This is a genomic window from Bacillus sp. AG4(2022), from assembly GCF_031844465.1.
Lineage (GTDB): Bacteria > Bacillota > Bacilli > Bacillales > Cytobacillaceae > Bacillus_AB > Bacillus_AB infantis.
Genome location: NZ_JAUZVH010000003.1, coordinates 12,212 through 38,483, shown reverse-complemented (window position 1 = coordinate 38,483; position 26,272 = coordinate 12,212). Strand labels below are relative to the sequence as shown.

Sequence of the window (26,272 nt, the reverse complement as noted above, 5' to 3'; positions counted from 1 at the left end):
ATGCTCTATCTGTTCATCATCGTCCTGATTGCATTCGCCATTGTCCTCACTCGTTTCTATCTGCTGAAAAAAGAAATCAAACGGACAGCCTGGCAGCTTTATCAAATCAATCAGAATCAAACAAGCAAGAAGGTGGATATCAGCTATCATGACCGCCATTTTGAGGAGCTGGCAAAGGAAATCAATAACCAGATTGACCTGACGAAACAAGCAGAGGCAGTCAAGCGCTCAACGGAAAATGAGCTGAAACAGGCCATCTCCCATATCTCACATGATATCCGCACACCTATGACCTCGATTCTGGGGTATATTCAGTTTTTGGAGTCCGATGAACTAAGCCCCGAGTTGAAAAAAGAATACATCGTAACGATTAAAAATAGTGCAGGAAGATTAAAAATCCTCCTTGAAGATTTTTTCGAGCTGTCAGTTATCGAACAAACCGATTACCCGATGAAGCTGGAGAAGGTCCGGTTCAACGATTTGATTGCAGACGCGCTATTAGGATTTTATGAAGAATTCAAAAAGAGAAACATAGAGCCGGACATCCATATTCCTGATCATGAAATCATGATCGATGCCGATGCATCTGCTGTTAAAAGAGTCGTGGAAAACCTAGTGGTCAACGCGATTCGGTACTCAACAGGGAACGTGTCCATCAGGCTGGAAGAAAGGGATGAAGCGGTTGTATTGAGAATTTCCAACACCGTCGACAAACTGAGTGAACAGGACGTATACCACATGTTCGACCGGTTCTATAAAGCCGACCAGACCCGGACAGGTAAAGGAACCGGCCTCGGGCTGCCCATTGCCAAAAGCCTGATGGGAAAAATGAACGGCAAAATCTCCGCTGAACTAAAGGGGAATCAATTGGCTATGGTTTGTGAATGGAAATAAGCCAAGGGGACAGACCCCCTGGCTCTTTTTTTGTTTGGATCGGAGACCTGTCTCTGTTTGTCTCTTTAGCCTCAGGGAGGGAATCGATTATTTCGGGATAACAACCATTGCATTACGTGTAGACTCATTGCGCAGTTTATAAGTCAATTACAGAATTTTGTGTTAAAATATCCCAAATGGGTTTAGGGGGGAATTATTTTGAAGAGGCTCTTTGCTTTTCTTTTTATAACAATAATCCTTCTTACTGCTTGTCAATCTAAGACATTGTATTTTGAGGGCGCAAGTCAAAACTGGTATGGAAAAATCAGAGTGATACAGACAGAAGACACACAGGAACAAAACTTCACATTAAAGTATGAAGGGAGTAATCTAAAAAGTATTACAGGTAAAGAAATTAAATATCGTATTGAAGCAGAGTTTGGCATTACCGAGGGAATGGGAACTTTATCTAATGGCGGGGTTCTGCAAAGTCAGGATTTTGGAGATATGTGCAGTGGGTGTGCCTTTATCTAACAAAATACTGTGATTACAATGACTGTTGAATGGGATGAAGAAACCGAAAGTATTGAATTAAAGAAGGAATAACGCCTTGTATTTGTTTAATCCCTCTGTTCAATCAGCTGCCGCAGCGAGGCGGCTTTTTTTATAAAAAGCCGTGTGAGTCCACCACGAAAAACCTTGCAAATAGATTATAATTAGAAGAAGCGACAGTGGGTATTGCCCTGCTCATTTATTGAAGAAAAGGTGAGAATAGCTTGCAAGGAAAATATGTCAAAAACCGTTCAATGTCACTTCCCAGATTAGCAAAATATTATAGTTCCGGAATGTTAATTACATTCATAGGCTTTTTATTGAACGAATCTGGAGTAGTGGCTCATTTGACCTTCTCATTAAACACCTTCATCATTTATTTCTTCTTTTACCCTGTTTCTATACTTACATTATGGTTTTCAGTGATTTCAATGAAGCCGCCTCCCGCGTAAAATTGATCCTTGGTGTAGTGACAATGATCGGAGTAGTAATGGGCCTGTTTGTCTGTGGTTTTCTTTTTGGAGTGGAAGCTGAATGGTTCAGATAAGATGATTAATCATGTAAAGGTATTGGGGAATAGTTTACTTTTGAGCTGATCGATGAAATTTTGAGGAATATATAGCTAATTATAATCAAAGCAGAAATAATAAACCAACTGGTCAGCACTCTTAAAAATTGGGGGAGAGAAATATGCTTATTGTGGCAGGATGGTATGTTGGCTGGTTTTTGATGCCCATATTGTGCATTGTGTTTTGTTTGAATTTAGTCTCTATATTGAAAAAGGTGAAGAGCGGCGAAAAAACAGCAATCAATACAGTATTGCTGACAATATCTTTTACACTTATCATGTGGACCATTGCCGTACTGGCTTCAGCAAGTATGTATTAAGATTATTACTTGCAGATCATGCGGTCCGGGAAGATAAGCTCAATAGCGATTGGAGGATTAATGGAAAACTTAATAGATTTACAACAAAGTTATAAACAAAACCAATTTTCTATTGAAATAAGGGATTATATTAGTGCTGCTGAACACAGTTTTGTTGTACATTGTGAATCTTTATTAAATGAGTTTAAGCCTTATTTTGAAAAGAAAAACCAAAGAATTCTCATTGAGGTATTGAAAGATGGTGTAGATAAATTTCTGCCTGGTTATATCTCTTATGTTTTTATAGAAATTGAATCCCACTTAGGAAGACATAAGATTCAATTAAGAATTCCTATATGGAGTTGCCAAAGAACAATTTTAGGAATTCCAATTGCCAAAAAGGTTCCTGGCAGTAAAGTAACAGGAACTTTAAATACATTAAAAAATGCCGAAAGTGTCCTTCGGGAATTTATTCAAGACAACCTGGAAAAGGGGAGTTAAATTCCTTTATTAAGCTGCGAAATCAAGCAGCTTTTTTTCTTTTTATAAAAGGGGAAGGATAGTGAAAATAGTTATGAAACTTATTTTATCGAAAAACGTCTATTCTATAAGGTTATAACAAAGTAGCATGATTAATGGAGGTATATATGAGGGGCTTATTTATTAGCTTTGCAATCATCTTGTTAGTTTCTTGTGATAACCAATCCTTAGCAACAGTTGTTGATGATTATGATGTTAGTAAATTAAGCATTGATTTTGGTAATGAAAAGGCATACGAAATAGGAGCTAATGCTGAAGGAATGCCGATTTTTAAAGATTCTAAAAAAGCATTAGAACAGGCAAAGCTGGACTACAAAGAAGCCTTTGCAGCAGTAGCTAAGGAGTTTGATCTAGAACCCGTTAGTGATAGTAACTATAAAGAATACAAACAATATGGGTGGCAAGTATCTGGGATGGATAAAAATATTCAAGAACAAGGCGTGGAATTATCGAAGTTTTTTGATATATATGAAAATAGTTTTGAATAAAAGTTAATATTAGGCTGTCATAAGGCTGAGTTTTTGGAGCCAGGGGGTCAGGTCCCATGGCTCTTTTAGAAATTGGGCCAAGGGGTCTGTCCCCATGGCCCGGTATTCATTATAAGGAGAACTCTAAATCACGAAATGGATTTGGATTGTATAGACACAGCTTCTATTCGATCTTTAGGTTTTAAATTGCCTGCGACAATGCCAATTAATATGATGACCACTCCCAGCCATTGTGAAAAGCTTACAAATTCAGCTAATATAAGTGCCGATAATGTTACAGCTACTGGAAGCTCCGAAGCAGTCAAAATTGTGCCAAGTCCTGGTCCTATATGGGGCATGCCAATTGAAAATAAAAGTGGTGGTAAGGCAACACCAAACAAGCCGAGTAATAAACCATAGGGGGCGACCCCCATTAAGACAGGTAAATCAACTAGAAACATTGGTGGATATACTAAAAGTACGACAATTAAACCACCAGTAGATAAGAAAGCACTTTTCAGGACAGGCGGAGTATCTTTTCCGACTGAACTGCTGAGAAATATAAAAGTTGTAAACGTTAAAGCCGAAAGCAGCCCCCAGGCAGACCCGTGCAATGATAGAGCAGCTTCATTTTTTGCAAGTAAGCCCGCAGCTAGAATTGAGCCTATAATAAGAATGCCAATTGAGATGATTTTCCCTTTTGTTGGTTTTTTCTTATGAAAGACCCACTCGAAAAGCGCACCAATCCATACAAATTGAAATAAAAAAATGATGGCTAGTGAAGCATTTAGTGTCTGCAGCGCCTGATAATAAAACACACCTGTCAAACCAAACGGAATTCCAGATAACAGTAATTTGAGGATTTGATTTAAAGAAATTTTTTGCTTTTTATTAAACATAACCAGCACCCAGGTAAGTAAGACCCCAAATAAATATTGGGCACCCGTTACCTCTGTTACCGAATAATTTGCTGCATAAGCAAGCTTCACAAATGTAGACAACACCCCATAGCAGCATCCACCTAGAAAAACGAATAGTGCATAATGCCAAGTTTTCATTTACTCTGCCCCTTTCTTTACATAAAAAAGCCACACAACCGTCAACTGACAATTGTGTGGCGAAAATAGAGCTAGCTCTAGAAAAATCCACGTCCTAAATTGGTTTTATTATTCAATTCTTCAAAAAGTATAAGAGTAAAGGTGCCTATTGTCAACGGGTTGGGTGAGACTCTTTGGGAATACTGAAGGTTATTTGTACTAAAAGGTGCTTTAACTGTCAATAAGGCAGCTGAATCTTATTTAACTAATGGGAGATTAGTTCAATAGGATTTCGCTCCCCACCTTGCTAAAAAACTGTATAATTTAGTAAAAGGGGGAGGGAGTTTATGAGAGACATACTAGGTTATTTCCTTATAGCTCAAGCCATTCTTACAGGCGTTATTGTTTATTCAATAAATAGTTTATCTGATACTATCAAGGCATCTGCTGCTTACGTTGCAACAACAAATAGAGATAAGCAATTAAGCTGGGGCTCTGATTTAGGGATGCCTTCAATTGCGTTATTTTTGCTAATAGCAGTTGCAGGCTTGGGTATTTTTTTGGTTGTAAATAAAAAGGGAAACTGAAATAGAAGAGTGTATTATTCACTAAGGAAAGTGCACTTTTTCTACGTTCCTTATTAAACTAATGGGTGATTGATCTAAGAAGGATTATCGCCTTTTTTGCTGAAAATTACTTAATGGCTAAAACATCTATTTGCTCACGCTGTACCAGGAGATATGATTTTAAAAGGGAGATTAAAGAGTGGAAGGAGAAAAACAAAAGAAAGTCCAAAACTTATATAGAAGGATAAAACACCAGAATAGAGCAGATATAAAAGGCAATGAAATAGGAAGATTTGGAATCCAAGTTATTCTGCTATGGCTCTTACTTCTTGTATTGAATGCACTTTTTGATATATAAAATAAGATTGGAATTTGGAGCTCACAAGAATGTAAACGTGGGTTATTAAGTAATGATGGATCCAGTTGCCATTAGAAGTTGTTCTTTGCGAGGAAGGGACAGCTTAGTTGAAGAACGCATACGATAATATATCGTGATTTAAACTAACAAAGGGTGATGAGATGAAAAAGGTGCGGTATATACTTGGCATATTAATAATAACTATTGTTGTGTTCATTTTTGCAGGTAAATTACACTACCCCTCTCTTCCAGTTGATGATGTATCAGCAAATGAAGCTATTGATAAACTAAAAGAATCGGATAGTAAGATAACTGAAATTTCAGTAGATGGGGACTTTCTTTGGTATATCACACGTAGTGAGGATAAAGGTATTTCAATCGCTGATGAATATACTAAACAAATGGTTGCCTCATATGGATGGGAGTTTAAAGAAAAAGATGGTGCCGGCCTGTTCTTTGAAAAAGAAGGAAAGAGGCTAATTGCCACCACTCAAATGTGGACTGAAAATTATGTACTCGTAAAAATTCCTAGTGATTTTAAATGAACTTGAGGAGCCAGGGGGTCAGGTCCCATGGCTCTTTTGGAAATTGGCCAAGGGGTCTGTCCCCCTGGCTCTTTTTGAAATTGGGCCAGGGGGTCTGTCCCCATGGCTTTTTTTTGAAATTGGGCCAAGGGGTCTGTCCCCCTGGCTTTCTTTTTTGAAATTGGGCCAGGGGGTCTGTCCCCATGGCTTTTTAAGAATTATTTAAGAACTACATAAGGATTCATTTAGAATTGCTCCTTATAATGAGTGCATATTAGCCGATAAGGCTATAAAAACTTATGATTAGAAGGAGTTTTTTGCATGGCAAAGAAAGTAGGGTATTATACGGTTTTATCCCACCTTTGGATTCAGTGGATCATTTTGGGGAGCATTTTACTTAATACGTTTATGGTGTATCCAAATATTTTTCATAACGTACCATTTTCATTGGAGCAGTCCATGGACTGGATGGCAGTTGCTAGTCCACATACTTATTTTCCGCCTTTGGGCTTTGTAAGTATACTGACCGGCGTTTTGGCAGGAATTTTTGTGTGGAAAGTGAAATCTGCAAGAAAGTGGGTGCTCCTCAGCCTGCTGGCAATCATATTAGAAGGGGCAGCTTCCATTCTTTTTGAATGGCCACGGAATGAAATCATGTTTATTGAAGGTGCTGACCTCCATTCTATAGAATTCCTTAAGCAAACGGTGAAGGAATTTAAAATTGTCCATTGGTTTAGGGTTATATGTAATATTCTTGGATCACTGTTCATCTTCACAGGGTTTATTAAGCTTGATCGATTCTTGACAGCAGATAAAGGCTATCAAGGGGAAGTTAGTAATTAAGAATATCGAGATGTTGTTTCTGTCTATTGTAATTTTAAACTATAGGTGCGATGTCCAAAAACAGCTGCCAATTCTAGGCGGCTTTTTTTTCGTGATTAAAATTAATAAAGGGTGATGAGATGGGATATTCCCAGACCCCAAAAGAATAAGCTTCAGAAAAAAGGCGACGAAGAAGTACAAAAAGTATTATGAATGAACAACCTGAAAAGGAACATATTAAAATTAAGTAAAGTTTTAAAAAAAATCAAAACCTGTTGCATATATAAGTGAATTATTATATATTGATATCGTAAAGCGGGAGGTGAATAGACGTTGAAAGTGTCCACAGTTGAAGTTGAAAAAGCAGCCAGCATCTTAAAATTATTGGGTGATAAAACGCGGTTAACTATGCTGAAGATTCTGGATAATAATGATTGCTGCGTTTGTGAATTTGTTGAGATTTTTAAAATGAGCCAGCCTGCCATCAGCCAGCATATCCGAAAGCTAAAGGATGCAGATGTGGTAAGGGAGGCCAGGAGAGGCCAGTGGATCATTTATTCTCTGAACAAAGCGAGCGACTACTACCCGCTGGTGAAGGATGTACTGGATCACCTTCCGAGTCAGGATTATAAATTGAAAGAACTTGAAGAACAGGGATTAAGAATTTCTTGTGAGTAAGAGGGGGGTAGCATGTTTTGACTCAAATAATTTTGGCATCATTGATATTTTTGGCAACCCTCATATTGGTAATATGGCAGCCGAAAGGATTATCGATTGGCTGGTCTGCATGTGGGGGCGCTATTCTTGCCTTGATTGTAGGAGTAGTTGACTTCAATGATGTGATTGATGTGACATCCATTGTCTGGAATGCAACGCTTGCTTTCATTGCGATCATTATTATTTCGCTGATTCTGGACGAAATTGGATTTTTTGAATGGGCAGCTCTGCATATGGCAAGAGCAGCAAAAGGAAGCGGAGTAAGAATGTTTGTTTATGTTTCCATTTTGGGTGCTTTGGTTGCAGCATTTTTCGCTAATGACGGAGCCGCATTGATTCTGACACCCATTGTTCTTGCAATGGTCAGAAACTTGAAGTTTGATGAAAAAATGGTTTTTCCTTTCATCATTGCGAGCGGATTTATTGCCGATACAACATCATTGCCGCTGGTAGTCAGCAACCTTGTTAATATCGTTTCGGCTGACTTTTTTGGAATCGGGTTTGTGGAGTTTGCATCCAGAATGATTATTCCAAACTTCTTTTCACTCGCAGCAAGCATCATTGTCCTGTACTTATACTTTAGAAAAAGCATACCGAAGAACTATGATTTATCCCATCTGAAGGAACCTTCCGCAGCGGTTAAGGACAGCAAGATGTTCCGGCTGTCATGGCTTGTACTGGGAATCTTGTTAATTGGCTACTTTGCAAGTGAATTTATTGGATTGCCTGTTTCAATCATTGCCGGTGTCGTTGCCATCTTCTTCTTATTAATGGCACGCAGGAGTCCAGCCGTGAATACCCGCACAGTCATTAAAGGGGCACCTTGGGCAATTGTGTTTTTCTCCATTGGAATGTATGTAGTGGTATACGGACTGAGAAACGTGGGCCTTACCAATGTGCTGGCCGATGTGATTCAAATGACAGCTGACCAGGGGCTGTTTGCGGCAACCATCGGGATGGGCTTCATTGCAGCCATTCTTTCATCTGTGATGAATAATATGCCAACCGTTATGATTGACGCACTGGCCATTGCTGACACGGATACCAGTGGAGTGATCCGGGAAGCATTGATTTATGCCAATGTCATTGGATCTGATCTGGGGCCGAAGATTACACCTATCGGATCTCTGGCAACCCTGCTGTGGCTGCATGTATTGTCTCTAAAAGGAGTAAAAATCTCCTGGGGAACCTATTTCAAGACTGGAATTGTTCTAACCATTCCAACATTGTTCATCACATTAGTTGGGTTATATATTTGGTTGCTGATCATCTAAAAAACTTACCTAAAAGGAGAATCTCAACATGACTAAAAAAACAATCTACTTTCTATGCACAGGAAACTCTTGCCGCAGCCAAATGGCAGAAGGATGGGCTAAGCAGCATTTGAGTGATGAGTGGAATGTATACAGTGCAGGAATTGAAGCACATGGTTTAAATCCTAATGCTGTAAAGGCCATGAAGGAAGCCGGCATCGACATCTCCAATCAGACTTCTGATATCATTGACACTGAAATTTTAAACAATGCGGACCTGGTTGTAACACTTTGCGGTGATGCAGCTGACAAGTGCCCGATGACTCCTCCTCATGTAAAACGCGAACACTGGGGATTTGACGATCCAGCCAAAGCGGAAGGAACAGAAGAAGAAAAATGGGCCTTCTTCCAGCGTGTACGCGACGAAATCGGCGACCGCATCAAAACGTTTGCCGAAACTGGCAAGTAAAAGAAAATAGCCAAGAGAAATTACTCTCTTGGCTAGCTTTTTACACTAAGTATAAGTATATGCTTATATTATTTTAAAGGGGATAATCACATGACAAAAGTGGAAATTTTTGATCCGGCCCTATGCTGCCCTACAGGGGTGTGCGGACCGAGTGTGGATCCGGAACTGACCAGAATGGCTTCCGCCGTATTTTTGCTGGAAAAAAAGGGGTTTGACATTAAACGATATAATTTGGCAAATGAACCTGCTGTGTTTGCGGACAATAAAGAAATCTGCAAGGTTCTTCATGAAAAGGGGCCAGACGCCCTGCCGGTCACGCTGGTGGACGGATCAGTTGCCAAGGCGGGCAGATACCCCTCTAACGAAGAATTGTCTCAATGGTTCGGAGTGGATGCTGACTCACTGGCTGAGAAAAAGGCCAGCGTTAAATTCAAGATCGACCTGAAATAGGAAGGAGGAATAAGCATGTTTCAACCATTTGATGCAAGAGCTGTTGCAAACACTAAATTCCTTTTCTTTACAGGTAAAGGCGGGGTGGGCAAAACCTCAGCTGCTTGCGCTTCTGCTGTCAAGCTGGCTGATGAAGGAGAAAAGGTCCTGCTCGTCAGTACAGATCCTGCATCGAATTTGCAGGATGTGTTAGAGGTTGCTTTAACAAATACACCCATGCCCATTCCCGGAGTTTCCAATCTTTCAGCATGTAATCTTGACCCGGAGGAGGCTGCACGTGCCTATCGCGAAAAAACAATCGGGCCTTATCGCGGCAAGCTTCCGGATTCAGTCGTAAATACAATGGAAGAACAGATGTCAGGTGCCTGTACAGTCGAGATTGCCGCGTTTGATGAATTCACCAGCTTGCTTTCGGATGCTTCAGTTGTAGAAGCTTACGACCACATCATTTTTGATACAGCACCAACAGGGCATACCCTTCGCCTGCTTCAGCTGCCAACAGCCTGGAGCGGCTTTTTGGAGGAAAGTACACATGGTGCCTCATGTCTGGGTCCTTTATCTGGACTCGCGGAGAAGAAGCAGGTTTACTCCGTAACCATGGAAGCACTGGCCAATCCCGGCCTCACCACACTGATTCTGGTGGCAAGACCGGATGAATCATCTTTGCTGGAAGCGAGCCGTGCTTCCAAGGAATTAAAAGAGATTGGGATCAAGAACCAAAGGCTGATTATCAATGGGTTCATGCAGTCGCATATTCCTGATGATGAGGTTTCAGCATCATTTTTCCAGCGTCAGCGGAGTGCATTAAAAAGGATGCCGGATGAATTGAAGCAAGTGGCTGCTTATTCTATTCCGTTTGTATCATATTCCCTTACAGGGCTTAACAATCTGCGCTACCTATTTAAGCAGTTTACTCTTCCGCAGACAGAATTGGCTATTTATCAAAAGTTCTTCAATTTGCCTGGATTAAGTGAGGTCATTAAAGACTTTTCTACAAGGGGCACCCGGGTCATTTTCACCATGGGCAAGGGCGGAGTTGGCAAAACCACAATGGCATCTGCCATTGCAGTTGGGTTAGTGGAAAAAGGTCATCATGTGCATTTGACCACCACTGATCCTGCTGCGCATCTTGAATTTGTTTTTCAAAACAGCCAGTTGAATCAAAAATTGACTATCAGCCGGATTGATCCGAAAAAAGAAGTTGAGGTCTATAAATCCCAGGTACTGTGCAATGTAAGGGATGAATTGGATGATGAGTCTCTTGCGTTTATAGAAGAGGACTTAAATTCCCCATGTACTGAAGAAATTGCCGTATTCAGAGCATTCGCAGAAGTTGTAGCAAAATCGGAGAATGAAGTAGTGGTCATTGATACTGCTCCATCAGGACATACCCTGCTGCTGTTGGACGCAGCACAGTCGTTTCATAAAGAACTTGCACGCTCTGCGGGTGATATACCTGAAAGTGTCCAAATGCTTCTTCCAAGGTTAAGAAACCCAAAGGAGACGGGTGTCGTCATTGTGACCTTGGCTGAGGCCACTCCTGTGCTGGAAGCTGGCAGACTGCAGGAAGACTTGAAGCGTGCGGATATCACACCTGAGTGGTGGGTGATTAACCAAAGTCTGTATGCGACAGAAACAAAGGATCCTGTTCTAAACGGAAGGTCAGGTGCCGAATTCAGCTGGATTGAAAAGGTGGCAGATGAGCTGAGCGAGAAATGCGCCATTGTCCCGGTTCAGGGAGAAGCAGGCACTGGATATCAGGAATTAAAGAAGTTCATCAACCACTAATGGAGGGATTAGGATGGAAAAAGTCGTTATTTTAGGGACCGGTCCAGCTGGATTGACAGCAGCTATCTATTTAGCTCGTGCAAATATGGAGCCGCTGGTAATTGAAGGCACACAGCCAGGAGGCCAATTGACATTAACAACCGAAGTGGAAAATTTTCCGGGGTTTGCAGGTGGAGTAATGGGCCCGGAATTAATGGACAATATGAGAAAACAGGCAGAAAGATTTGGAGCCAGGTTTAAAAGGGGATGGGTTACTGAAACCGACCTCTCGCAAAAGCCATTTATACTAAATGTGAGCGGTTTGGGAGAAATAAAGACAGAAGCGCTGATTCTTTCCACCGGTGCATCTGCCAAGCTTCTGGGTATTCCTGGTGAATTAGAAAATATCGGACGGGGAGTCAGCACATGTGCTACTTGTGACGGATTCTTCTATCGCGGCAAGAAAGTAATAATTGTTGGAGGCGGAGATTCGGCTATGGAAGAAGCAAGCTTCCTAACGAAATTTGCTTCCGAAGTGACCATTGTTCACCGGCGTGACGAACTCAGGGCCTCAAAAATTATGCAGGACCGCGCGAAAGAGAATCCAAAAATATCCTGGGCGCTTAACAACACACCGATTGAAGTGGTATCAGATGGAATGAAGGTAACAGGCTTAAAAGTCCGGAACAATGAGACGGGTAAAGAAGAAGTAATTGAAACAGACGGAATCTTCGTGGCAATTGGACATACACCAAACACAGCATTTCTCAACGGGCAAATCGAAACAGACGAAACAGGCTATATTAATGTTATCCCTGGTACGGCAGAAACCAATATCCCTGGCATTTTTGCCTGCGGGGATGTACAGGACAAGAGATATCGCCAGGCAATTACAGCTGCAGGGACAGGATGCATGGCAGCACTTGATGCCGAACGATATCTGGAAGGAACGGCAACACATGATTGGAGCAAATCATTATAAAAGGCGGGAACAGCATGACAAAAAATTATCATGAACTAATAAAAGATCGCATTTACATTGGCGGAGCAGATGATGTAGAAGAAATGATGAAAAATGAAAAAGCAGATGTGATTTTCGATCTTCGGGCAGAGGCTCCAGAAGCGGACTATGAGCGGATTCACAGCCCGATTGTAGATGATGCTGAGCAGCAGGATGAATCAATTAAACAGTCTGTGGAGCATGTGGTAAATGCCTATAATAGAGGGGAAAAAGTATACTTCCACTGTGCAGGCGGAAGCAATCGTACAGGAACCGTTGCGATCGGTACATTACTCTCTTTGGGGAAAGCAAAGACGATCGGGGAAGCAGAAGAAATGGCGAAGGCCGCCCGGCCAAAAATCAATGTAAAGCCAGAGATGAAAGCATCCCTTCAGCGCCTTTTCCCTAATGCTTAATGAAGCCAGGGGGTCTGTCCCCTTGGCTCTTTTTGAAGCCAGGGGGACAGGTCCCATGGCTCTTTTTTATAACGGGCCAAGGGGTCTGACCCTGTGGCTTAATTGCCTCTTTAACCGATTGGATTTTAATAACTGGTATCCGATATGTTTTCCTAAACTTAGAGACAGGCTAGTGAGTAAGAAAATACATTAGCTCCTAGAGGATATGGATATTAGCATATAGTATCGGAAAGGATAAGTGTAGATTTAGGGTAGGGGTTGAAAAGGCATGAAACCATCATATGAAGATGTTAAAGAAGCTAGAGAATTATTGAAAGAAGTGGCTTTTAAACATTGGATCCAAGATGATTTATTCACTTGGAAATGGTGGGTATTACTCGCAGCCACAATTATCCCATGGATATTATGGCTTAGCTTTCGCGATAAAAAGAGAACATTTGAAATTTTAAGCTATGGACTCATCTGGGCAGCTGCGGCTTCGCTTTTTGATGTCATTGGCGGAGAATTGATCCTATGGGGATACCCAGACAAATTGTTGCCGATGGTCCCTCCTTTGTTTCCGGCAGATATTACAGTCATTCCTGTTTTATTTATGTTTATTTACCAGCTTTCTAAAAGGTATTATAGTTATTTTATTCTGTCTGTGCTGGGGTCGGCATTGTTTGCTTATGTTTTTGAGCCCCTATTTGTTAAAGGAGGAATGTTCATTTTACATAACTGGACACATACAAAGTCCTTCTCAGGATTTTTTCTACTATCTCAGATTGTGTATGTGATAATAGCCAGACTGAAATCGAGTATACAGCCTTGAATTGTTTCCAAGTCATTAAACTAAATATGTCTCCGAATTCCGATTTAGGAGCCAATGTTGCAGGTCAGCTGACAAAATAGGCAGATGTTCTATTTGAAAAGAGACGGTATTTCTGTAATTAGTTTTATCTGTGGAAGATTGTATGGAACAAATGGGTGCTATAGCAAGATTTATCCACTACAGGAACATTAGAAATTAATCCATATAGTTAGTAGGACTTTGAATAAACTCTGCCTAATTCCTCGGTAAAAGATAAGGAGGATTAGGCTTCTTTGCAGCAAACCCTTCAGAAGTTAAAGGGTCAGCCCCTTTTTCTTAGCATCCTCATCCAGCCCTGTGCCAATTGCTATACCAATACACATTCCCAGCGGCAGGCCCAGTACCAGATTATCAAATACAACAAGGCCAATTGCTGTACCAATACTTATGCCAATGGACATATATAATGCCAGATAATACCCTTGCGTTACCAGTTTGTGCTGTTTCTGCAGATGGGAGCTAATGGTGCCAATTAGTTTTTTATGATGTTTAATCTCACCTTCTGTAAGATGTTCTGCTTTGCTTTTAAGACGGATCAGGTGATTTTCTAATTCTAAAAAAAGCTGATCACATTTTTCACAATCTGATGAAAAGGAACTTAGCCTTTGTATGATTCTTTTGCATTTATCCAATTCAAGCTTCGCAGCCGTTTTTGCATCAGCTTTTTGTCCGATTTCTTCAAGGAAACTGTTAAGTTCATCAACCCGCTGATTATCCATATTCACCCTCCGGAGAATGTTATTATCTTTATTTACGTTTTACTGAGGGTATAGTTTCAATTTTCTGATGAGCCAAGGGGACAGACCCCTTGGCTCTTTTTGAGGCTGAGCCAGGGGGTCTGTCCCCCTGGCTCGAAAAAAAAGACAATAATACCCAAAATGTGTGAGTTCTTGTTAAAATATAAGTACATTGAACAGAAGGCGAATGGTGCCCAGATGAGTATAGTGAAAGATTTCCTGCTGCAGTTGACACTCATGGTTATTCCGATCTTCAGTTATTTTACGTTTATTCTGGAGAAGGTAAAAGAGGACCGGTCCATTAAGATATTGATGACACTTTTGTGGGGAGTGTCAATCTTATTGTGCATGTCCTTTCCTGTGGAATACGCCGAAGCGGCGCGGCTCGATATCCGGTTTATCCCTCTCCTATTCGGAACGTTGTACCTCGGAGTATGGTCCGGTGTGTTTCTGACAGCCCTGATCATTCTATACCGCCTGTCTTTCGGAATCAGCATGGGTTTTTTGACGACTGTCATGGTGTCAATCATTACGCTCCCCGTCATTTTGTCGGTTCAGCGATTATTTTTACGTCTGAATAAAGATCGAAGGATTATCATTTCGACAGGATTATCGTTCTTTTACTGTCTCTGCGGCATGGCGGTGTCCGGGATCATGAATGGCTTCTCTACCAACGTGTTGAAAGTTCAGGGTATTCATCTGCTTTTTACCGTTGCCGTGACGTGGTTCTGTACCGTATTAGTTGAGAAAATCCGTGAGAACCACCAGCTCAGGCTGAAGGTCCAGGACTCTGAAAAATTCAGGGTGATCAGTGAACTCACCGGTGTGTTTGCCCATGAAATCCGCAATCCTATGCAGGTGACCAGGGGATTCCTGCAGCTCCTTGATGACCCGGAGCTCCCTTATCCCAAAAGAGAATACATCAAGCTTTCAATTGAGGAATTAGACCGGGCCAATGAAATCATCAACGATTTTCTCACTTTCGGAAAACCTTCCGGCAGTACAGATAGAGCCGTCAATGTCAGTGAACATTTAAAACGTACAGCAGCGCTGATTCAAACTTTCAGCGTGAATCAGCAGGTTGAATTTCAAACCGACATTCAGGATGACTGCTGGATAAAAGCAGATCCCCAGAAGCTGAATCAGTCCCTGCTCAATATCTTGAAAAATGCAGTGGAGTCCATGCCGAATGGCGGGACCGTGTCGCTTTCATGTCATCATACCGCCAGTGGACACATCAGGCTCACCGTCAAGGACCAGGGAATCGGCATGAACCCGAAACAGGTCCAGCGCCTTGGATCGCCTTATTATTCTCTTAAGGAAAAAGGGACAGGACTCGGGATGATGGTCAGCTACCAGATCATCCATTCCTTTAAAGGGAGAATCAGAGTAGAAAGCGAAGAAGGGGTGGGCACGGAATTCATTATTGATTTTCCGGGTGTTGAACCATAGGGAGCCAGGGGGACAGACCCCTTGGCTCTTTTTGTGAAAATTGTTGTTATATTTAGATCTAGTGAAAATTTACATTTTGTGGTATTGTTCAAAGGGAAGGCTTATTCAGCTAACAGTCAGTTTACTAGAAGATTATGAAAAGGGGTGATGTTTTGCCCAAGTATATAGTTCTAATCTTTACTTTTATTATAATTGTCACGGGTTGTCGTGAAACAGAAATACAACTAAGTGAAAATGCCAAAATCGCAAAAGACTACCTAGAACAGAATGAGTATGAAGTTATTTCATATCAGGGTGAGAGTGATCTAGAAATTACTAAAACAGAATTACGCACTATGCCTACCCAACAACTTTGGTCTGTTCAACGTATAGAACCTGATGAATATCTGAATAAGAAAATAGATGCAATTCTTTTTACAATTAAAAATCATCCATTAGATGATGTATTTAATAGGGGAGAAACTTCTGTAACAGTTTGGTTATTAGATGGAGAAGTTATTGGAGGTTTGTCATCTCCGATTTCTAAAAGCAACGATATAGTTGGAGCTCCATATTCTTTGAATGGTAAAACCAGTGAGGAAATAAAAGGAGATTATTCAACGTGGTTAAAAAAGTGGACAGACAAGTACGGAGATTAAAACCTTATTAAGTTAAGGAGAGAGCCAGGGGGACAGACCCCGTGGCTCTTTTTGTGAGTGAGCCAGGGGACCTGACCCCGTGGCTCACTCTACGACAATATTTCCAACATATTGGGCATCGCCTTTGTCTGTGTCGAGGTCAAACACTATCACATATTCACCAGTTTCTTCAGGTAAGTAGAAAGATTGCCCTTTTTCTAATTTCAATTTTGTCTCACTGTCGTTTTTCCAAACCGAAACACTGACTCCATCAGAATCAAAATGGCCAGCTTCGAGGATGTATTGAACTTTTTGTCCTGAATTAAAGTGCATCACTTCTTGTTTTTTAGCTAATGCTTGAACATCATCCGTTTTCTTGTTGTATTGTTCGTCGAAGTCCCACTCAACATTCGCTTCTTCAAGTGCTGTTTCTTGGGTAATATCATCAGGATTAAATAGGGAAACTGTTGGCGGGGAAAAATCATAGTCTTCTCCAAAACATCCGGCTAAAACAGAAACACATAGCAAACATGAAATGAAGCTTAAAAACCTCATATTAATCACTCCACATTTTTTGTAAAAACCATGGGGACAGACCCCTTGGCTCTTTTTGAGATTGGGCCAAGGGGTCTGTCCCCATGGCTCGGATCTGCCCCCATGGCTCACGGCAGCTAAAGCGTCTCATCCAATCTCTCAATCTTTGACCGGGAAATCAAATAGACAGTACCTAAAATATCGATTTTTTCTCCCTTAACTCGCACAGCGCAGTCTTTGTTTGAAGCATAGATAATCATTTCCTCGGATAAGGGGGAGGGTTCATTTTGAACGAGTGCAAGGTTATGTTCGAGGTCAAAATGAGAAAGGACGGAAAAATCGCCAAGGCCTATTCCGTCGTACAGAGTGCTTACTTCGACGTTATAGCCAAGGTTTTTTGAACATAACCATTTAGCAGACATATTAATCGCACCAGCGCTGGCTCCCATAACAGTGGCACGGCTTTTTGTAATAGGATCCGACAGCTCATATTCTGCAAGGAACCTATTTTGTTCAACGGTATTTCCGCCTAACAAGAAAATGACTGAAGCATTTTTAATTAACGAATGGGCATCTTCCTTGGCGATACTATAATTAATCAAATGATATTCTTCAAACATAATACCTGCCTGGTCCAGCCACGAGCGTTCAGCAGCGCCCATTTCTTCATAAATAGATGGATTTGAGCTGATCATAACAAGCGATTTTCTATCGGTTATATCCTCCTGCAGCACCTTGCTCAGCTTCTCTGGAAAATGATTGTTAAACCAGCCTAAATAGTAGTGAGTTTTCATGTTTACCTCCGTAGCAGAAAAGAGCCAAGGGGTCTGACCCCGTGGCTCTTTTTGTGAATGGGCCGAGGGGTCTGTCCCCGTGGCTCAAACTGGGCCGAGGGGTCTGTCCCCGTGGCTCAGTGAATATCCTGAATAACCTTCTCCAAAAACTCACCCATCCTTTTAACGGCGGATTCGGAAAAGTCGAAGCTGACGCCGGTTTCTTTATAGATATCGGCGATGGATTGATTGTAGTCGGCACTTGCGCCTTTTTTAAATAATTCCACGGCTTGCTCTGGGTTGTTGTGATAGTTCTCAAGGATTTGCAGAGATCCAAGCATGGAGATGGAGTATTCGATGTTATAGAAAGGCACTTGGAAGTAGTGCAGGGTGTCTGCCCATAAAATGCCCATTACGTCTTCGAGACCGGATGTGTCGACAGGGCTTAGGCCATATCGTTTTGCGATTTCGAAGTATTTTTCATCGCGCTCTTTGGCGGTGTGATTTGGATTAGTGTACATCCAATGCTGGAAGAGGTCGCCTGATAATGGGCCGTATAGCATGGTGAATGCCCGTCTCAGTTCTTCACGCTGGGCGCTCTTGAAGTCTTCTTCTTCTGGATAGAAGTGGTCGAGCTTGTCGAGTAAGAGCAGTTCCATCCCATGGGAATAGAGTTCAGCGACTTCCATGCGGTGCTGGTGTTCTTCCAGCGGACCGTGCTCAGCAAACTCGAGGTATCCATTCACTGCATGGCCCATTTCGTGGATAAGGGCGATCAGCGAGAAGAAGGATGGACTGAAGTTTGCAAATACAAAGGTATCTCCTGAAACAGACAAGGTGGTGCAGAAACCGCCTGGGCTTTTGCCTTTCCGGTCTCCTAGATCCAGCAGCCCATTTTCTCTCATATAATCGAAACGGTCTGCAAAATACGGATCCGTCTTGCCCAGCATTTCAGAAACGCCATCCATCAGATCTGACACTTCGGTATATGGCGGGTTTTTCATCAATTTAGCGGTGTTATCCCAAGGGCGATAGGCATCAACGCCAAGCTTGGATTTGAAAACCTCTGCGAGGCGGTTCCAGGCAGGGATGATATGCTTCTCAACATTTTCATGGAAGTCATAGCAATCCTGGATCGTGTACTCGCGGTTTTTTACCACAAACATATAATCGCGGTAATTCTCAAAGCCTGCATTTAAAGCGATCTGGTGGCGCAGCTGAACGAGTTCGTCCATGATGCTGTCCATATCTGGCTTGATTTGTCGGTGGGCTTCCAGCATGGCATAATAAGCTTTTTCCCTCACGCTTCTGTCCAGATTATCGAGCTGGGACTGGATAAATGGATAAGGCTTTTCCTCGCCATCCCATTCAACGGTCAGCCCTGCTATGATTTCGCTGTACTTTGTAGAAAGCTCCTGCTCTTTTACCATCAATGGAATGTTTTCTTCCCTAAAAAGTTTAACCTTGGACTCACGGACACGGCGCATTAAACCGTAGCGCTTGTCATCCAATTGAGCAGCATAAGGTGACTCACAGAATTTCTCATTCATTTTGGCTTCATATTTCATTAGCAGCGGCTGAATGACCTGCTGATCGTGAAGATAAGTCGACTTGATGTCCGCATCCTCGGTATTTCGGTAAAAATCAACCTGGTGGCCTGTCATGGCTTCATCAATTTTAATTCCTAATTCCTTTTCATCCTTCAGCCAATTTTCAAGGTCAGAAACGGAATCGATCGGCACCTCAAGTAAAGCTTGAAGCTGCGCTTCAACTCCTTCCGCATCCTGGAGATCGATTAATTCTTTATAATAATTGCTTTTTACTTCCTGTGTCATGAAATAGCTCCCCTTACCCCTTTGAATTATTTTAATTGTCTCAATAATCATATTATAGAATTCCGGCTATTATTTCTAGCTTTTCAGACCAATGCTTTAAAAGATTGTGTGTAGGGTAATATATATTTATAAACTTTGAGAAGATGGAGGACTGTTAAATATGCTAAAACAAGAAGAAATGGAAACGCTGAGAGAGTTAATCAAAGACGTGGATACGGCCATGCTGACAACGGTCTCTGAGGAAGGGCTCGTTTCACGCCCGATGAAAACACAGGAGGTCGAGTTTGATGGGGACCTATGGTTTTTTACTAAAAAAGAGACAGATAAATATGAAGAGATTTTACATGACAAAGATGTCAATGTTGCCTATGCAGGCAAATCCTATGTTTCTGTCCGCGGCCGAGCGGAAATCGTTGAGGATATAGGGAAGAAGAAGGAATTGTGGAGCAAAATGTATGAGAAGATTATGCAAACTTCTTATGACGATCCGAGCGTCGTGCTGATCAAGGTAAAGGCAGAAGCAGCCGAATATTGGGAAAGCGGCAGCTTCACGAAGAAAGCCGTCTTCATGCTGAAGCGGATTACAGGGCAGGATGCAGAAGAAGCAGGAGTTAATGAGACGGTGGAGATGGAAAAGTGAGCCAAGGGGTCAGGTCCCTTGGCTTTTTTTGTGGTTTGAGCCGGGGGGACAGGTCCCTTGGCTCTTTTTGAGTTTGGGCCGGAGTGGGCCATGGGGTCTGTCCCCTTGGCTCGGCCGGGGAACCCAACTCTGCGGCTTAAATATTTTGAATTTTCAGCTTGTCATAGTAATATATTTTTAGTCGAAAAATGTGAAAAGGGGGCGAAGTTTTGGAGGATACTTTGATTAAAGCCGATGATTATGTAACGCTGTGGGGGATTATTGTGGTGTGGGCTTCGGCGAGTATTATTCTAGAGCAGCGCTACAGCTGGGCGGCAAAGATTTCTGGTGCAATCATTGCGCTGATTGGGGCTATTATTCTATCTAATACCGGTATTATTCCGACAGCGTCGCCAGTGTATGATGCGATCTGGACTTTTATCATTCCGCTCGCCATTCCACTGCTGCTGTTTCATGTGAATTTTAAGAGAATCTGGAAGGAAAGCGGGCGGCTGCTGATTATTTTTCTGATCAGTTCAATTGGTACGGTTGCAGGAGTGATTATCAGTTTCTTTTTATTGAAGGATCATATACCGGTCCTGGATAAGCTCGGCGCCATGCTTAGTGCCTCCTATATTGGCGGCGGGGTGAACTTTGCAGCCATGGCAGCTAAATTCGAGGCACCTGGAGAAATGGTTTCTTCGGCAGTGGTCGCAGACAACCTGATGATGGCGATTTACTTTATCGTTTTGATGATGATACCGGCCATGGGCTTTTTTAGACGGCGCTTTAGGGCACCGCACGTGGAGAAAGTGGAAAGCGGAGGAGTCAGAGAAGAAGGGAAGACACTTGCGGAAAGCTTTTGGGAGCGAAAGGATATATCTTTGAAGGATATTGCGTTGTCTGTAGGGACTGCGTTCCTTCTTGTGGTGGTTTCTTTTAAAATCGCCGCATTCATGGATGGGTTGATACCTTCCGGGGAGGATACTTCTTTCTTTTTAAATCTGCTGAATGGATTGTTCGGTGACAATTACTTGATGCTGACAACGTTAACTTTCTTGGCACTTGCCTTGTTTCCGAGATATTTTGAGTCGATTAACGGAAGCCAGGAAATTGGTACTTTCCTCATTTACTTATTTTTTGTGGTGATTGGCATTCCGGCATCCATTCCGCTGATTGTTCAAAATGCGCCGCTGCTGCTGGTGTTTGTATTCATTATTGTGGTAGTGAACTTGGCCGTGTCATTGACTGCTGGCAAGTTGTTAAAGTATAACCTTGAAGAAATCCTGCTCGCCAGCAATGCCAATGTCGGCGGGCCAACAACTGCAGCAGCCATGGCTATTGCAAAAGGATGGAAGGATCTGATTGGGCCGATTCTTGTGGTTGGGACGTTAGGGTATATTATAGGGAATTATGTAGGGACTACGTTGGGGTTGTGGTTTTCTGTATTTATGTGATGAGCCGGGGGGACAGGTCCCTTGGCTCTTTTTTGAGTTTGGGCCGAGGGGTCTGTCCCCCTGGCTTGCTTAGGACTTTTTGGGCCGGGGGGTCTGTCCCCCTGGCTTGTTTTTAATTTATCCAATAAATGTTATAATAGGTTTACAAATGTTTTAATCGTATCCGGGATTTCGCTGTATTGTTTTGCAGATTGAATTTCGGATACTTTTTTTATTTCCTTTTCAAACTGAAGGAAACTTAAACAATTGTGCAGCCTTTTAGGAAAGATAGTCGGATGAAAAACAGCATCTGGGTTTTTCTACAATATAAGGAGGATTAGAATAATGAATCTAATCAATAAGAAGGTTACGCACAAGCTGTTTGGTATGGGGAGTATAGTTGAACATAATGATACTAGTATAGTGATACATTTCGCATCGGAAAAGAAGAAGTTTGTTTTCCCTGATGTATTTGGAGAGCACTTGAAACTGCATGATGAAATGATTTCTAAATCACTCGATGCGATTATACAAAATAAGGAAAATGAGCGTAGGGAAGAAGACAGGAAGAAGGAAGAAGAAAAGAATCGATATCGGAAAAGTCAGGAACTCCGCTTGGGATATGAAAAACTGATGAAAAATCATAAGCTTCATCCGGAATCACAAATGGTTTTTTGGTGTGATGCAGAAGAACAGGATCGTTCTTTTTCAGAGTGGAAGGTTTTTTCTGGTGTTATTAAAAGCGGCAATAACAAGGGGAAGCCAAACAAACCCAGCCGCCTGCACCAAAATAGTGCTGTTCTGCTGACAGCAGTAGATCCCAGTAAGCCTGAAAAAGACAGACGCATCTTAGGTGTCTACATGGTGAAGGAGAAGTTTATTGGCAAGCTTTGTAAAGATGGAAATATTCCGGCTCATTCAACATACAGGCTCCAGCTTACAGAAGAGGAATCGGAACAGATGCCCTTCTGGGATTATTATGTGAATGAAAAATCTCCTCAAAAAATGACATGGAATACAGGGAAATACCGCTATTTTGAAAATTCATGGATGGCTCAAACTTTGCGTGATATAGTCGCGCTGAAAAGTGACCCAAAAGAACGGGAGCATGCACAGCAATTTTTTGAGCATTTTTGTAAGATGAATCAAATAATCGAGCAGGATTTGCCCAAGCCTAACGGTGCATTAATGCGTAGCTAGAGATGAGGGAGCCAAGGGGACAGGTCCCTTGGCTTTTTTGTTTTTTGAGCCAGGGGGTCTGTCCCGGTGGCTGGGAGAGCCAAGGGCAGAGAGCCAAGGGGACAGACCCCCTGGCTCTTTTTGAGTTTGGGCCAGAGGACCCGCCCCCCTGGCCCGGGCAGGTTCCTTGCTTATAAAAAATATCTGTACTATAGTATGTCGAGTCAACAATAAATGAATTAATTTAATGGGCAAGGCCATATGTGAATAGGAGAAATCATTCCCATAGGCTTTGGTTCCAAGCTATAAAATCACTAGAGTATACAATACAAAGGAGTGTTCATGATGGAAAACTACCAAGAGCTTTTGAATAAACAACGCGCCTATTTCCGTTCAGGAGAAACGAAAAGCGTTTCATTCCGACTCCGCACATTAAATACATTAAAATCCCTTGTGCTAAAGCACGAACAGGATATTCTTGATGCTGTTAAGCAGGACTTGAATAAGTCCGAGCTTGAAGCGAAGCGAGCTGAAGTTGGACTAGTTATCAGCGAGATTGACTATATGGTGGAAAATCTAGAAGAATGGGCAGCAACGAAGGAAGTGCCGACACCAGCTTCTCACGAGGGTGCCAGAAGCTTTGTTCAGCCTGAGCCATATGGTTCCGCACTGGTGATTGCACCTTGGAACTATCCGTTCCAGCTAGCCGTGACACCACTTGTAGGCGCGATTGCCGCTGGGAACACAGCTGTGTTAAAGCCATCTGAACTTACGCCGAAAACATCTGCCCTGCTGTCTGCAATGATTAATGACAACTTCCCTGAAGAATATCTTCGGGTGGTGGAAGGGGAAGTGGAAACAAGCACAGCTCTTCTGAAAGAAGACTTTGACTATATTTTCTTCACAGGCAGCACAGGCGTTGGGAAGATCGTAGCGGAAGCGGCGGCCAAACATCTCACGCCAACGACGCTTGAGCTTGGCGGAAAAAGCCCGACGATCGTTCATAAAGATGCTGACCTGGATGAAGCTGCACAGCGTATTGCGCGCGGTAAATTCGCGAATGCCGGCCAAACATGCGTGGCACCGGATTATCTTCTTGTCCACAGCAGCGTGAAGGATGAACTCTTGAACAAGTTCAAAGAAGTCATCACAGCGGCCTTCGGTGAAAATATCGTGAAGAACCCGAACTTCGGACACGTTGTCAGCGAGCGGCATTTCGATCGCCTTGTCGGCTTCCTCGATAACGGCAGCATTGTGACAGGCGGTCAGCATAACCGCGACGAGCTCATCATTGAGCCGACTATTCTGGATAACATTTCATGGGAAGATCCCGTCATGCAAGATGAAATCTTCGGACCGATCCTGCCTGTTATGACCTATGATAACCTGGACGAGATCATTGAGCCGATCATGAACCGCCCTAAACCGCTTGCTCTCTATCTTTTCTCAAATGACGAATCGGTACAGGACCAGATTCTGGGTTCAATCTCCTTCGGTGGGGGATCCATCAACGATACCATCAACCACATGACGTCCCATTACCTGCCATTCGGAGGCGTAGGCGCGAGCGGCATGGGAGCCTATCACGGGAAAGCAAGCTTTGATACGTTTACTCACTTTAAGAGTGTGTTGAAACGATGAGCCAAGGGGACAGACCCCTTGGCTTTTTTTGTTTGGGCCAGGGGGTCTGTCCCCCCGGCTTTCTTGTAGCGAAGAGCCAAGGGGACAGACCCCCTGGCTCTTTTTTTGTTTGGGCCAGGGGACCTGACCCCCTGGCCCATGTTATGCTATTGGCAATGATAGGAATGGTGATTATAAATTACGAGGGTGGATTAGATGGCTAAAATGGATCAGATGATGCAGATTCTCTGGATGCTGAGTTCGGGGAGGAAGGCTACTGCGAAGCAAATGGCTGAAAAGCTGGAGGTTAATATTAGAACGGTTTACCGGTATATTGATGCTCTTTGTGCCAGCGGTGTCCCGATTATCGCAGAGGCGGGCCATCATGGCGGATATACGCTTTTACACCAATTCGTTGAGAGTCCTCTCCTGTTTAGTACGGAGGAACAAACTGCCTTGCTTCAGGCAGCTGCTTTGGCGAAAGAGGCTGGGTATTTTTCAGGGGAGCTATTGGATAGAGCAGCATCAAAGCTGTCCATGTACTCAACGCCAGAGCAGGAAAGTATGGTCCGGCGGCGTGTGGAGGGGCTTGATGTGATCGGTTCTGCCGCTGGTCTGCCTGAGGGTGCCATTTTGAGGGAGCTCGAGCATGGGGTCATCAACCAGGTTTCTATGGAAATTGACTATTATACGGTTCGTGAAGACCAGCCTAAGCGTAGGAAGATTGATCCTTATGGAATCATTTATTGGAACGGCCGCTGGTATGTGGCGGCATTCTGCCATCTGAGGAACGAAACCCGCAGTTTCAGGGTCGATAGGATTGCCGGTATGGCTGAAACCGGAACCAGCTTTAACCGTCCAGCAGATTTTTCAGCCAGCGTTTTTTTTATGAAGAACCTGCTTCCGGAGAAAGAACAAACGCAGGAATTTGTGCCTTTTGTTGTCAGCGGCAGAACCGGCGCACTGGATGATTTATGCCGGCATTGGTTTTTAGGTCATCATCTGGCAGAGCGCACTTCAGAAAGGGCTGTGTTTCTTTTGGAAAAAGAAGCCTTGCATACCTATGTGGCGCATCTGCTCTTGCCTTATGGGAAGTCGGTTCAAATTCTGGAACCGGCCAGTATGAAGAAGAAAATGCTGCAGGTTTTATATGAATTGGCTGATTACTATCAGAAATGAAACTTTACTGGCGCGGGCTGTCAGTGAAGTTTTTTTATAATGGGCCTTTAATGACTGGTAGAGGAGATCTGATGATGCACAAAAGAAAAGCTTATCTTTATGTTTTGGATACGATGTCAGACTGGGAAGCGGGGTATTTGATTGCCGAACTGAATTCGGGCAGGTATTTCAGGAAAGGGGTGGCGCCAATAGAGGTGATGACCGTAGGTGCGGACAAAAAACCTGTAAAAACAATGGGAGGGGTGGCCATACAGCCTGATTTATCTATGGAAGAGTTCAGTTTGGGGAGCCAAGATATCCTGATTCTTCCGGGCGGGGATACCTGGCTTGAGCCCATTCACGAGTCCATCCTGGAAGAAGCCTCTAACGGGCTGCAGAGGGGAACTATTGTTGCCGCCATCTGCGGCGCAACCATGGGCCTGGCAAATAAGGGGCTGCTGGACACAAGGAGGCACACAAGCAATGATCCAGGCTATTTGAAAGCCGTCTGCCCGCTTTATGCCGGGGAACAGCTGTATCAATTCGAGCCCGCAGTGGCAGATGGGAGTCTGGTTACCGCTTCAGGCATAGCTCCCTTGGAATTTGCTGCAGAGGTCTTGAAGGAGCTCGATGTTTGCAGGCCGGAAACATTGCAGGCATGGTTCAAGCTTAATAAGACGCATGAGCCGGGGTACTTCTATGAGCTGATGAATACTCTACAATGAAGGAATGGGGTTTCAGGCCGGCTGAGGCTGGCCCCTTTGCAGGTGTGGGCCGAGGGGAC

Annotated in this window: 30 protein-coding genes; 25 read left to right on the top strand and 5 right to left on the bottom strand. The window is 43.0% G+C overall.

Annotated elements, in window-relative coordinates; genetic code table 11:
- From Q9R36_RS09145 to Q9R36_RS09125, 5 genes are all read left to right on the top strand, one after another.
- Nucleotides 1-894: a sensor histidine kinase gene (locus tag Q9R36_RS09145; RefSeq protein ID WP_311224959.1), complete on the top strand. Its 894-nt coding sequence runs from the start codon at nucleotides 1-3 to the stop codon at nucleotides 892-894.
- A gap of 198 nt (nucleotides 895-1,092) precedes the next feature.
- Nucleotides 1,093-1,407 (top strand): hypothetical protein, encoded by a 315-nt coding sequence (locus Q9R36_RS09140; RefSeq protein ID WP_311224958.1) that lies wholly within the window; start codon nucleotides 1,093-1,095, stop codon nucleotides 1,405-1,407.
- Nucleotides 1,408-2,115: 708 nt separating this feature from the next.
- A complete protein-coding gene (locus tag Q9R36_RS09135; RefSeq protein WP_009792042.1) occupies nucleotides 2,116-2,313 on the top strand; it encodes a hypothetical protein in 198 nt (65 codons plus the stop codon).
- A 60-nt stretch (nucleotides 2,314-2,373) separates the two neighbouring features.
- The gene (locus Q9R36_RS09130) at nucleotides 2,374-2,793 is read left to right on the top strand and encodes a hypothetical protein (protein WP_022543409.1); all 420 of its coding nucleotides are present in this window, start codon (nucleotides 2,374-2,376) and stop codon (nucleotides 2,791-2,793) included.
- Nucleotides 2,794-2,939: 146 nt separating this feature from the next.
- On the top strand, nucleotides 2,940-3,320 hold the full coding sequence (locus Q9R36_RS09125; protein WP_094769970.1) for a hypothetical protein: 381 nt from the start codon (nucleotides 2,940-2,942) through the stop codon (nucleotides 3,318-3,320).
- 128 nt (nucleotides 3,321-3,448) lie between these two features.
- On the opposite strand, the gene Q9R36_RS09120 is transcribed toward Q9R36_RS09125, so the two are convergent.
- Nucleotides 3,449-4,357 carry an EamA family transporter gene (locus Q9R36_RS09120; RefSeq protein WP_311224957.1) on the bottom strand — a complete coding sequence of 303 codons (909 nt, stop codon included), beginning with the start codon at nucleotides 4,355-4,357 and terminating at the stop codon, nucleotides 3,449-3,451.
- 326 nt (nucleotides 4,358-4,683) lie between these two features.
- Between Q9R36_RS09120 and Q9R36_RS09115 the strand changes: the two genes are divergently transcribed.
- From Q9R36_RS09115 to Q9R36_RS09060, 12 genes are all read left to right on the top strand, one after another.
- Nucleotides 4,684-4,923: a hypothetical protein gene (locus tag Q9R36_RS09115; protein ID WP_311224956.1), complete on the top strand. Its 240-nt coding sequence runs from the start codon at nucleotides 4,684-4,686 to the stop codon at nucleotides 4,921-4,923.
- 178 nt (nucleotides 4,924-5,101) lie between these two features.
- Nucleotides 5,102-5,260, top strand: coding sequence for a hypothetical protein (locus Q9R36_RS09110; protein WP_165352682.1), 159 nt, complete (start codon nucleotides 5,102-5,104; stop codon nucleotides 5,258-5,260).
- A 161-nt stretch (nucleotides 5,261-5,421) separates the two neighbouring features.
- The gene (locus Q9R36_RS09105; protein WP_129613788.1) at nucleotides 5,422-5,805 is read left to right on the top strand and encodes a hypothetical protein; all 384 of its coding nucleotides are present in this window, start codon (nucleotides 5,422-5,424) and stop codon (nucleotides 5,803-5,805) included.
- Between the two features lie 300 nt (nucleotides 5,806-6,105).
- Nucleotides 6,106-6,627 carry a hypothetical protein gene (locus tag Q9R36_RS09100; protein ID WP_101551353.1) on the top strand — a complete coding sequence of 174 codons (522 nt, stop codon included), beginning with the start codon at nucleotides 6,106-6,108 and terminating at the stop codon, nucleotides 6,625-6,627.
- Between the two features lie 312 nt (nucleotides 6,628-6,939).
- Entirely contained in the window at nucleotides 6,940-7,284 is a 345-nt protein-coding gene (locus tag Q9R36_RS09095) for an ArsR/SmtB family transcription factor (protein ID WP_009792033.1), read from the top strand.
- A 17-nt stretch (nucleotides 7,285-7,301) separates the two neighbouring features.
- Nucleotides 7,302-8,597, top strand: coding sequence for an arsenic transporter (locus tag Q9R36_RS09090; RefSeq protein ID WP_248139143.1), 1,296 nt, complete (start codon nucleotides 7,302-7,304; stop codon nucleotides 8,595-8,597).
- Between the two features lie 28 nt (nucleotides 8,598-8,625).
- Nucleotides 8,626-9,045, top strand: coding sequence for an arsenate reductase (thioredoxin) (gene arsC, locus Q9R36_RS09085; RefSeq protein WP_009792031.1), 420 nt, complete (start codon nucleotides 8,626-8,628; stop codon nucleotides 9,043-9,045).
- Nucleotides 9,046-9,135: 90 nt separating this feature from the next.
- The gene (gene arsD, locus Q9R36_RS09080) at nucleotides 9,136-9,495 is read left to right on the top strand and encodes an arsenite efflux transporter metallochaperone ArsD (RefSeq protein WP_224951136.1); all 360 of its coding nucleotides are present in this window, start codon (nucleotides 9,136-9,138) and stop codon (nucleotides 9,493-9,495) included.
- Nucleotides 9,496-9,510: 15 nt separating this feature from the next.
- Nucleotides 9,511-11,283, top strand: a complete 1,773-nt coding sequence (gene arsA / locus Q9R36_RS09075) for an arsenical pump-driving ATPase (RefSeq protein ID WP_311224955.1) — start codon at nucleotides 9,511-9,513, stop codon at nucleotides 11,281-11,283.
- Nucleotides 11,284-11,296: 13 nt separating this feature from the next.
- A complete protein-coding gene (gene trxB / locus Q9R36_RS09070; RefSeq protein ID WP_253616356.1) occupies nucleotides 11,297-12,244 on the top strand; it encodes a thioredoxin-disulfide reductase in 948 nt (315 codons plus the stop codon).
- 14 nt (nucleotides 12,245-12,258) lie between these two features.
- Nucleotides 12,259-12,678 carry a protein-tyrosine phosphatase family protein gene (locus Q9R36_RS09065; protein WP_094769965.1) on the top strand — a complete coding sequence of 140 codons (420 nt, stop codon included), beginning with the start codon at nucleotides 12,259-12,261 and terminating at the stop codon, nucleotides 12,676-12,678.
- Nucleotides 12,679-12,946: 268 nt separating this feature from the next.
- Nucleotides 12,947-13,489 carry a CBO0543 family protein gene (locus Q9R36_RS09060; protein WP_009792028.1) on the top strand — a complete coding sequence of 181 codons (543 nt, stop codon included), beginning with the start codon at nucleotides 12,947-12,949 and terminating at the stop codon, nucleotides 13,487-13,489.
- A gap of 293 nt (nucleotides 13,490-13,782) precedes the next feature.
- Here Q9R36_RS09060 and Q9R36_RS09055 read toward each other — a convergent pair whose 3' ends face one another.
- On the bottom strand, nucleotides 13,783-14,247 hold the full coding sequence (locus Q9R36_RS09055) for a glycine zipper domain-containing protein (RefSeq protein WP_311224954.1): 465 nt from the start codon (nucleotides 14,245-14,247) through the stop codon (nucleotides 13,783-13,785).
- Nucleotides 14,248-14,463: 216 nt separating this feature from the next.
- Between Q9R36_RS09055 and Q9R36_RS09050 the strand changes: the two genes are divergently transcribed.
- Together Q9R36_RS09050 and Q9R36_RS09045 are read left to right on the top strand one after the other, a co-directional pair.
- Entirely contained in the window at nucleotides 14,464-15,717 is a 1,254-nt protein-coding gene (locus tag Q9R36_RS09050) for an ATP-binding protein (protein ID WP_311224953.1), read from the top strand.
- Between the two features lie 152 nt (nucleotides 15,718-15,869).
- On the top strand, nucleotides 15,870-16,355 hold the full coding sequence (locus tag Q9R36_RS09045; protein WP_180827393.1) for a hypothetical protein: 486 nt from the start codon (nucleotides 15,870-15,872) through the stop codon (nucleotides 16,353-16,355).
- A gap of 84 nt (nucleotides 16,356-16,439) precedes the next feature.
- Here the strand turns inward: Q9R36_RS09045 and Q9R36_RS09040 are convergent, their stop codons facing one another.
- From Q9R36_RS09040 to Q9R36_RS09030, 3 genes are all read right to left on the bottom strand, one after another.
- Nucleotides 16,440-16,889, bottom strand: coding sequence for a hypothetical protein (locus tag Q9R36_RS09040; RefSeq protein ID WP_148950428.1), 450 nt, complete (start codon nucleotides 16,887-16,889; stop codon nucleotides 16,440-16,442).
- A 116-nt stretch (nucleotides 16,890-17,005) separates the two neighbouring features.
- Nucleotides 17,006-17,662, bottom strand: a complete 657-nt coding sequence (locus Q9R36_RS09035; RefSeq protein WP_311224952.1) for a Type 1 glutamine amidotransferase-like domain-containing protein — start codon at nucleotides 17,660-17,662, stop codon at nucleotides 17,006-17,008.
- Nucleotides 17,663-17,778: 116 nt separating this feature from the next.
- On the bottom strand, nucleotides 17,779-19,476 hold the full coding sequence (locus Q9R36_RS09030) for a M3 family oligoendopeptidase (RefSeq protein ID WP_311224951.1): 1,698 nt from the start codon (nucleotides 19,474-19,476) through the stop codon (nucleotides 17,779-17,781).
- 151 nt (nucleotides 19,477-19,627) lie between these two features.
- On the opposite strand from Q9R36_RS09030, the gene Q9R36_RS09025 reads away from it, so the two are divergent.
- The 6 genes from Q9R36_RS09025 (at nucleotide 19,628) to Q9R36_RS09000 (ending at nucleotide 26,213) form a co-directional block, all read left to right on the top strand.
- Nucleotides 19,628-20,116: a pyridoxamine 5'-phosphate oxidase family protein gene (locus Q9R36_RS09025; RefSeq protein WP_306009742.1), complete on the top strand. Its 489-nt coding sequence runs from the start codon at nucleotides 19,628-19,630 to the stop codon at nucleotides 20,114-20,116.
- Nucleotides 20,117-20,325: 209 nt separating this feature from the next.
- Complete coding sequence (locus Q9R36_RS09020) at nucleotides 20,326-21,552, top strand: DUF819 family protein (RefSeq protein ID WP_311224950.1); 1,227 nt, start codon at nucleotides 20,326-20,328, stop codon at nucleotides 21,550-21,552.
- A 324-nt stretch (nucleotides 21,553-21,876) separates the two neighbouring features.
- Nucleotides 21,877-22,731, top strand: coding sequence for a malate synthase (locus Q9R36_RS09015; RefSeq protein WP_311224949.1), 855 nt, complete (start codon nucleotides 21,877-21,879; stop codon nucleotides 22,729-22,731).
- 324 nt (nucleotides 22,732-23,055) lie between these two features.
- On the top strand, nucleotides 23,056-24,351 hold the full coding sequence (locus tag Q9R36_RS09010; RefSeq protein WP_311225138.1) for an aldehyde dehydrogenase: 1,296 nt from the start codon (nucleotides 23,056-23,058) through the stop codon (nucleotides 24,349-24,351).
- Between the two features lie 195 nt (nucleotides 24,352-24,546).
- Nucleotides 24,547-25,509: a helix-turn-helix transcriptional regulator gene (locus tag Q9R36_RS09005; RefSeq protein WP_311224948.1), complete on the top strand. Its 963-nt coding sequence runs from the start codon at nucleotides 24,547-24,549 to the stop codon at nucleotides 25,507-25,509.
- A 74-nt stretch (nucleotides 25,510-25,583) separates the two neighbouring features.
- Nucleotides 25,584-26,213 (top strand): type 1 glutamine amidotransferase family protein, encoded by a 630-nt coding sequence (locus tag Q9R36_RS09000; RefSeq protein ID WP_148950420.1) that lies wholly within the window; start codon nucleotides 25,584-25,586, stop codon nucleotides 26,211-26,213.
- Nucleotides 26,214-26,272: the final 59 nt, after the last annotated feature.

Bases quoted from the DNA above. Each gene is read 5' to 3' on its own strand.
- arsA (WP_311224955.1), top strand. From the start codon at position 9,511: ATGTTTCAACCATTTGATGCAAGAGCTGTTGCAAACACTAAATTCCTT.
- Q9R36_RS09065 (WP_094769965.1), top strand. From the start codon at position 12,259: ATGACAAAAAATTATCATGAACTAATAAAAGATCGCATTTACATTGGC.
- Q9R36_RS09135 (WP_009792042.1), top strand. From the start codon at position 2,116: ATGCTTATTGTGGCAGGATGGTATGTTGGCTGGTTTTTGATGCCCATA.
- Q9R36_RS09105 (WP_129613788.1), top strand. From the start codon at position 5,422: ATGAAAAAGGTGCGGTATATACTTGGCATATTAATAATAACTATTGTT.
- Q9R36_RS09050 (WP_311224953.1), top strand. From the start codon at position 14,464: ATGAGTATAGTGAAAGATTTCCTGCTGCAGTTGACACTCATGGTTATT.
- Q9R36_RS09005 (WP_311224948.1), top strand. From the start codon at position 24,547: ATGGCTAAAATGGATCAGATGATGCAGATTCTCTGGATGCTGAGTTCG.
- Q9R36_RS09040 (WP_148950428.1), bottom strand. From the start codon at position 16,889: ATGAGGTTTTTAAGCTTCATTTCATGTTTGCTATGTGTTTCTGTTTTA.
- Q9R36_RS09055 (WP_311224954.1), bottom strand. From the start codon at position 14,247: ATGGATAATCAGCGGGTTGATGAACTTAACAGTTTCCTTGAAGAAATC.
- Q9R36_RS09125 (WP_094769970.1), top strand. From the start codon at position 2,940: ATGAGGGGCTTATTTATTAGCTTTGCAATCATCTTGTTAGTTTCTTGT.
- Q9R36_RS09000 (WP_148950420.1), top strand. From the start codon at position 25,584: ATGCACAAAAGAAAAGCTTATCTTTATGTTTTGGATACGATGTCAGAC.
- arsC (WP_009792031.1), top strand. From the start codon at position 8,626: ATGACTAAAAAAACAATCTACTTTCTATGCACAGGAAACTCTTGCCGC.
- trxB (WP_253616356.1), top strand. From the start codon at position 11,297: ATGGAAAAAGTCGTTATTTTAGGGACCGGTCCAGCTGGATTGACAGCA.
- Q9R36_RS09100 (WP_101551353.1), top strand. From the start codon at position 6,106: ATGGCAAAGAAAGTAGGGTATTATACGGTTTTATCCCACCTTTGGATT.
- arsD (WP_224951136.1), top strand. From the start codon at position 9,136: ATGACAAAAGTGGAAATTTTTGATCCGGCCCTATGCTGCCCTACAGGG.
- Q9R36_RS09120 (WP_311224957.1), bottom strand. From the start codon at position 4,357: ATGAAAACTTGGCATTATGCACTATTCGTTTTTCTAGGTGGATGCTGC.
- Q9R36_RS09035 (WP_311224952.1), bottom strand. From the start codon at position 17,662: ATGAAAACTCACTACTATTTAGGCTGGTTTAACAATCATTTTCCAGAG.
- Q9R36_RS09030 (WP_311224951.1), bottom strand. From the start codon at position 19,476: ATGACACAGGAAGTAAAAAGCAATTATTATAAAGAATTAATCGATCTC.
- Q9R36_RS09130 (WP_022543409.1), top strand. From the start codon at position 2,374: ATGGAAAACTTAATAGATTTACAACAAAGTTATAAACAAAACCAATTT.
- Q9R36_RS09010 (WP_311225138.1), top strand. From the start codon at position 23,056: ATGGAAAACTACCAAGAGCTTTTGAATAAACAACGCGCCTATTTCCGT.
- Q9R36_RS09060 (WP_009792028.1), top strand. From the start codon at position 12,947: ATGAAACCATCATATGAAGATGTTAAAGAAGCTAGAGAATTATTGAAA.
- Q9R36_RS09145 (WP_311224959.1), top strand. From the start codon at position 1: ATGCTCTATCTGTTCATCATCGTCCTGATTGCATTCGCCATTGTCCTC.
- Q9R36_RS09115 (WP_311224956.1), top strand. From the start codon at position 4,684: ATGAGAGACATACTAGGTTATTTCCTTATAGCTCAAGCCATTCTTACA.
- Q9R36_RS09015 (WP_311224949.1), top strand. From the start codon at position 21,877: ATGAATCTAATCAATAAGAAGGTTACGCACAAGCTGTTTGGTATGGGG.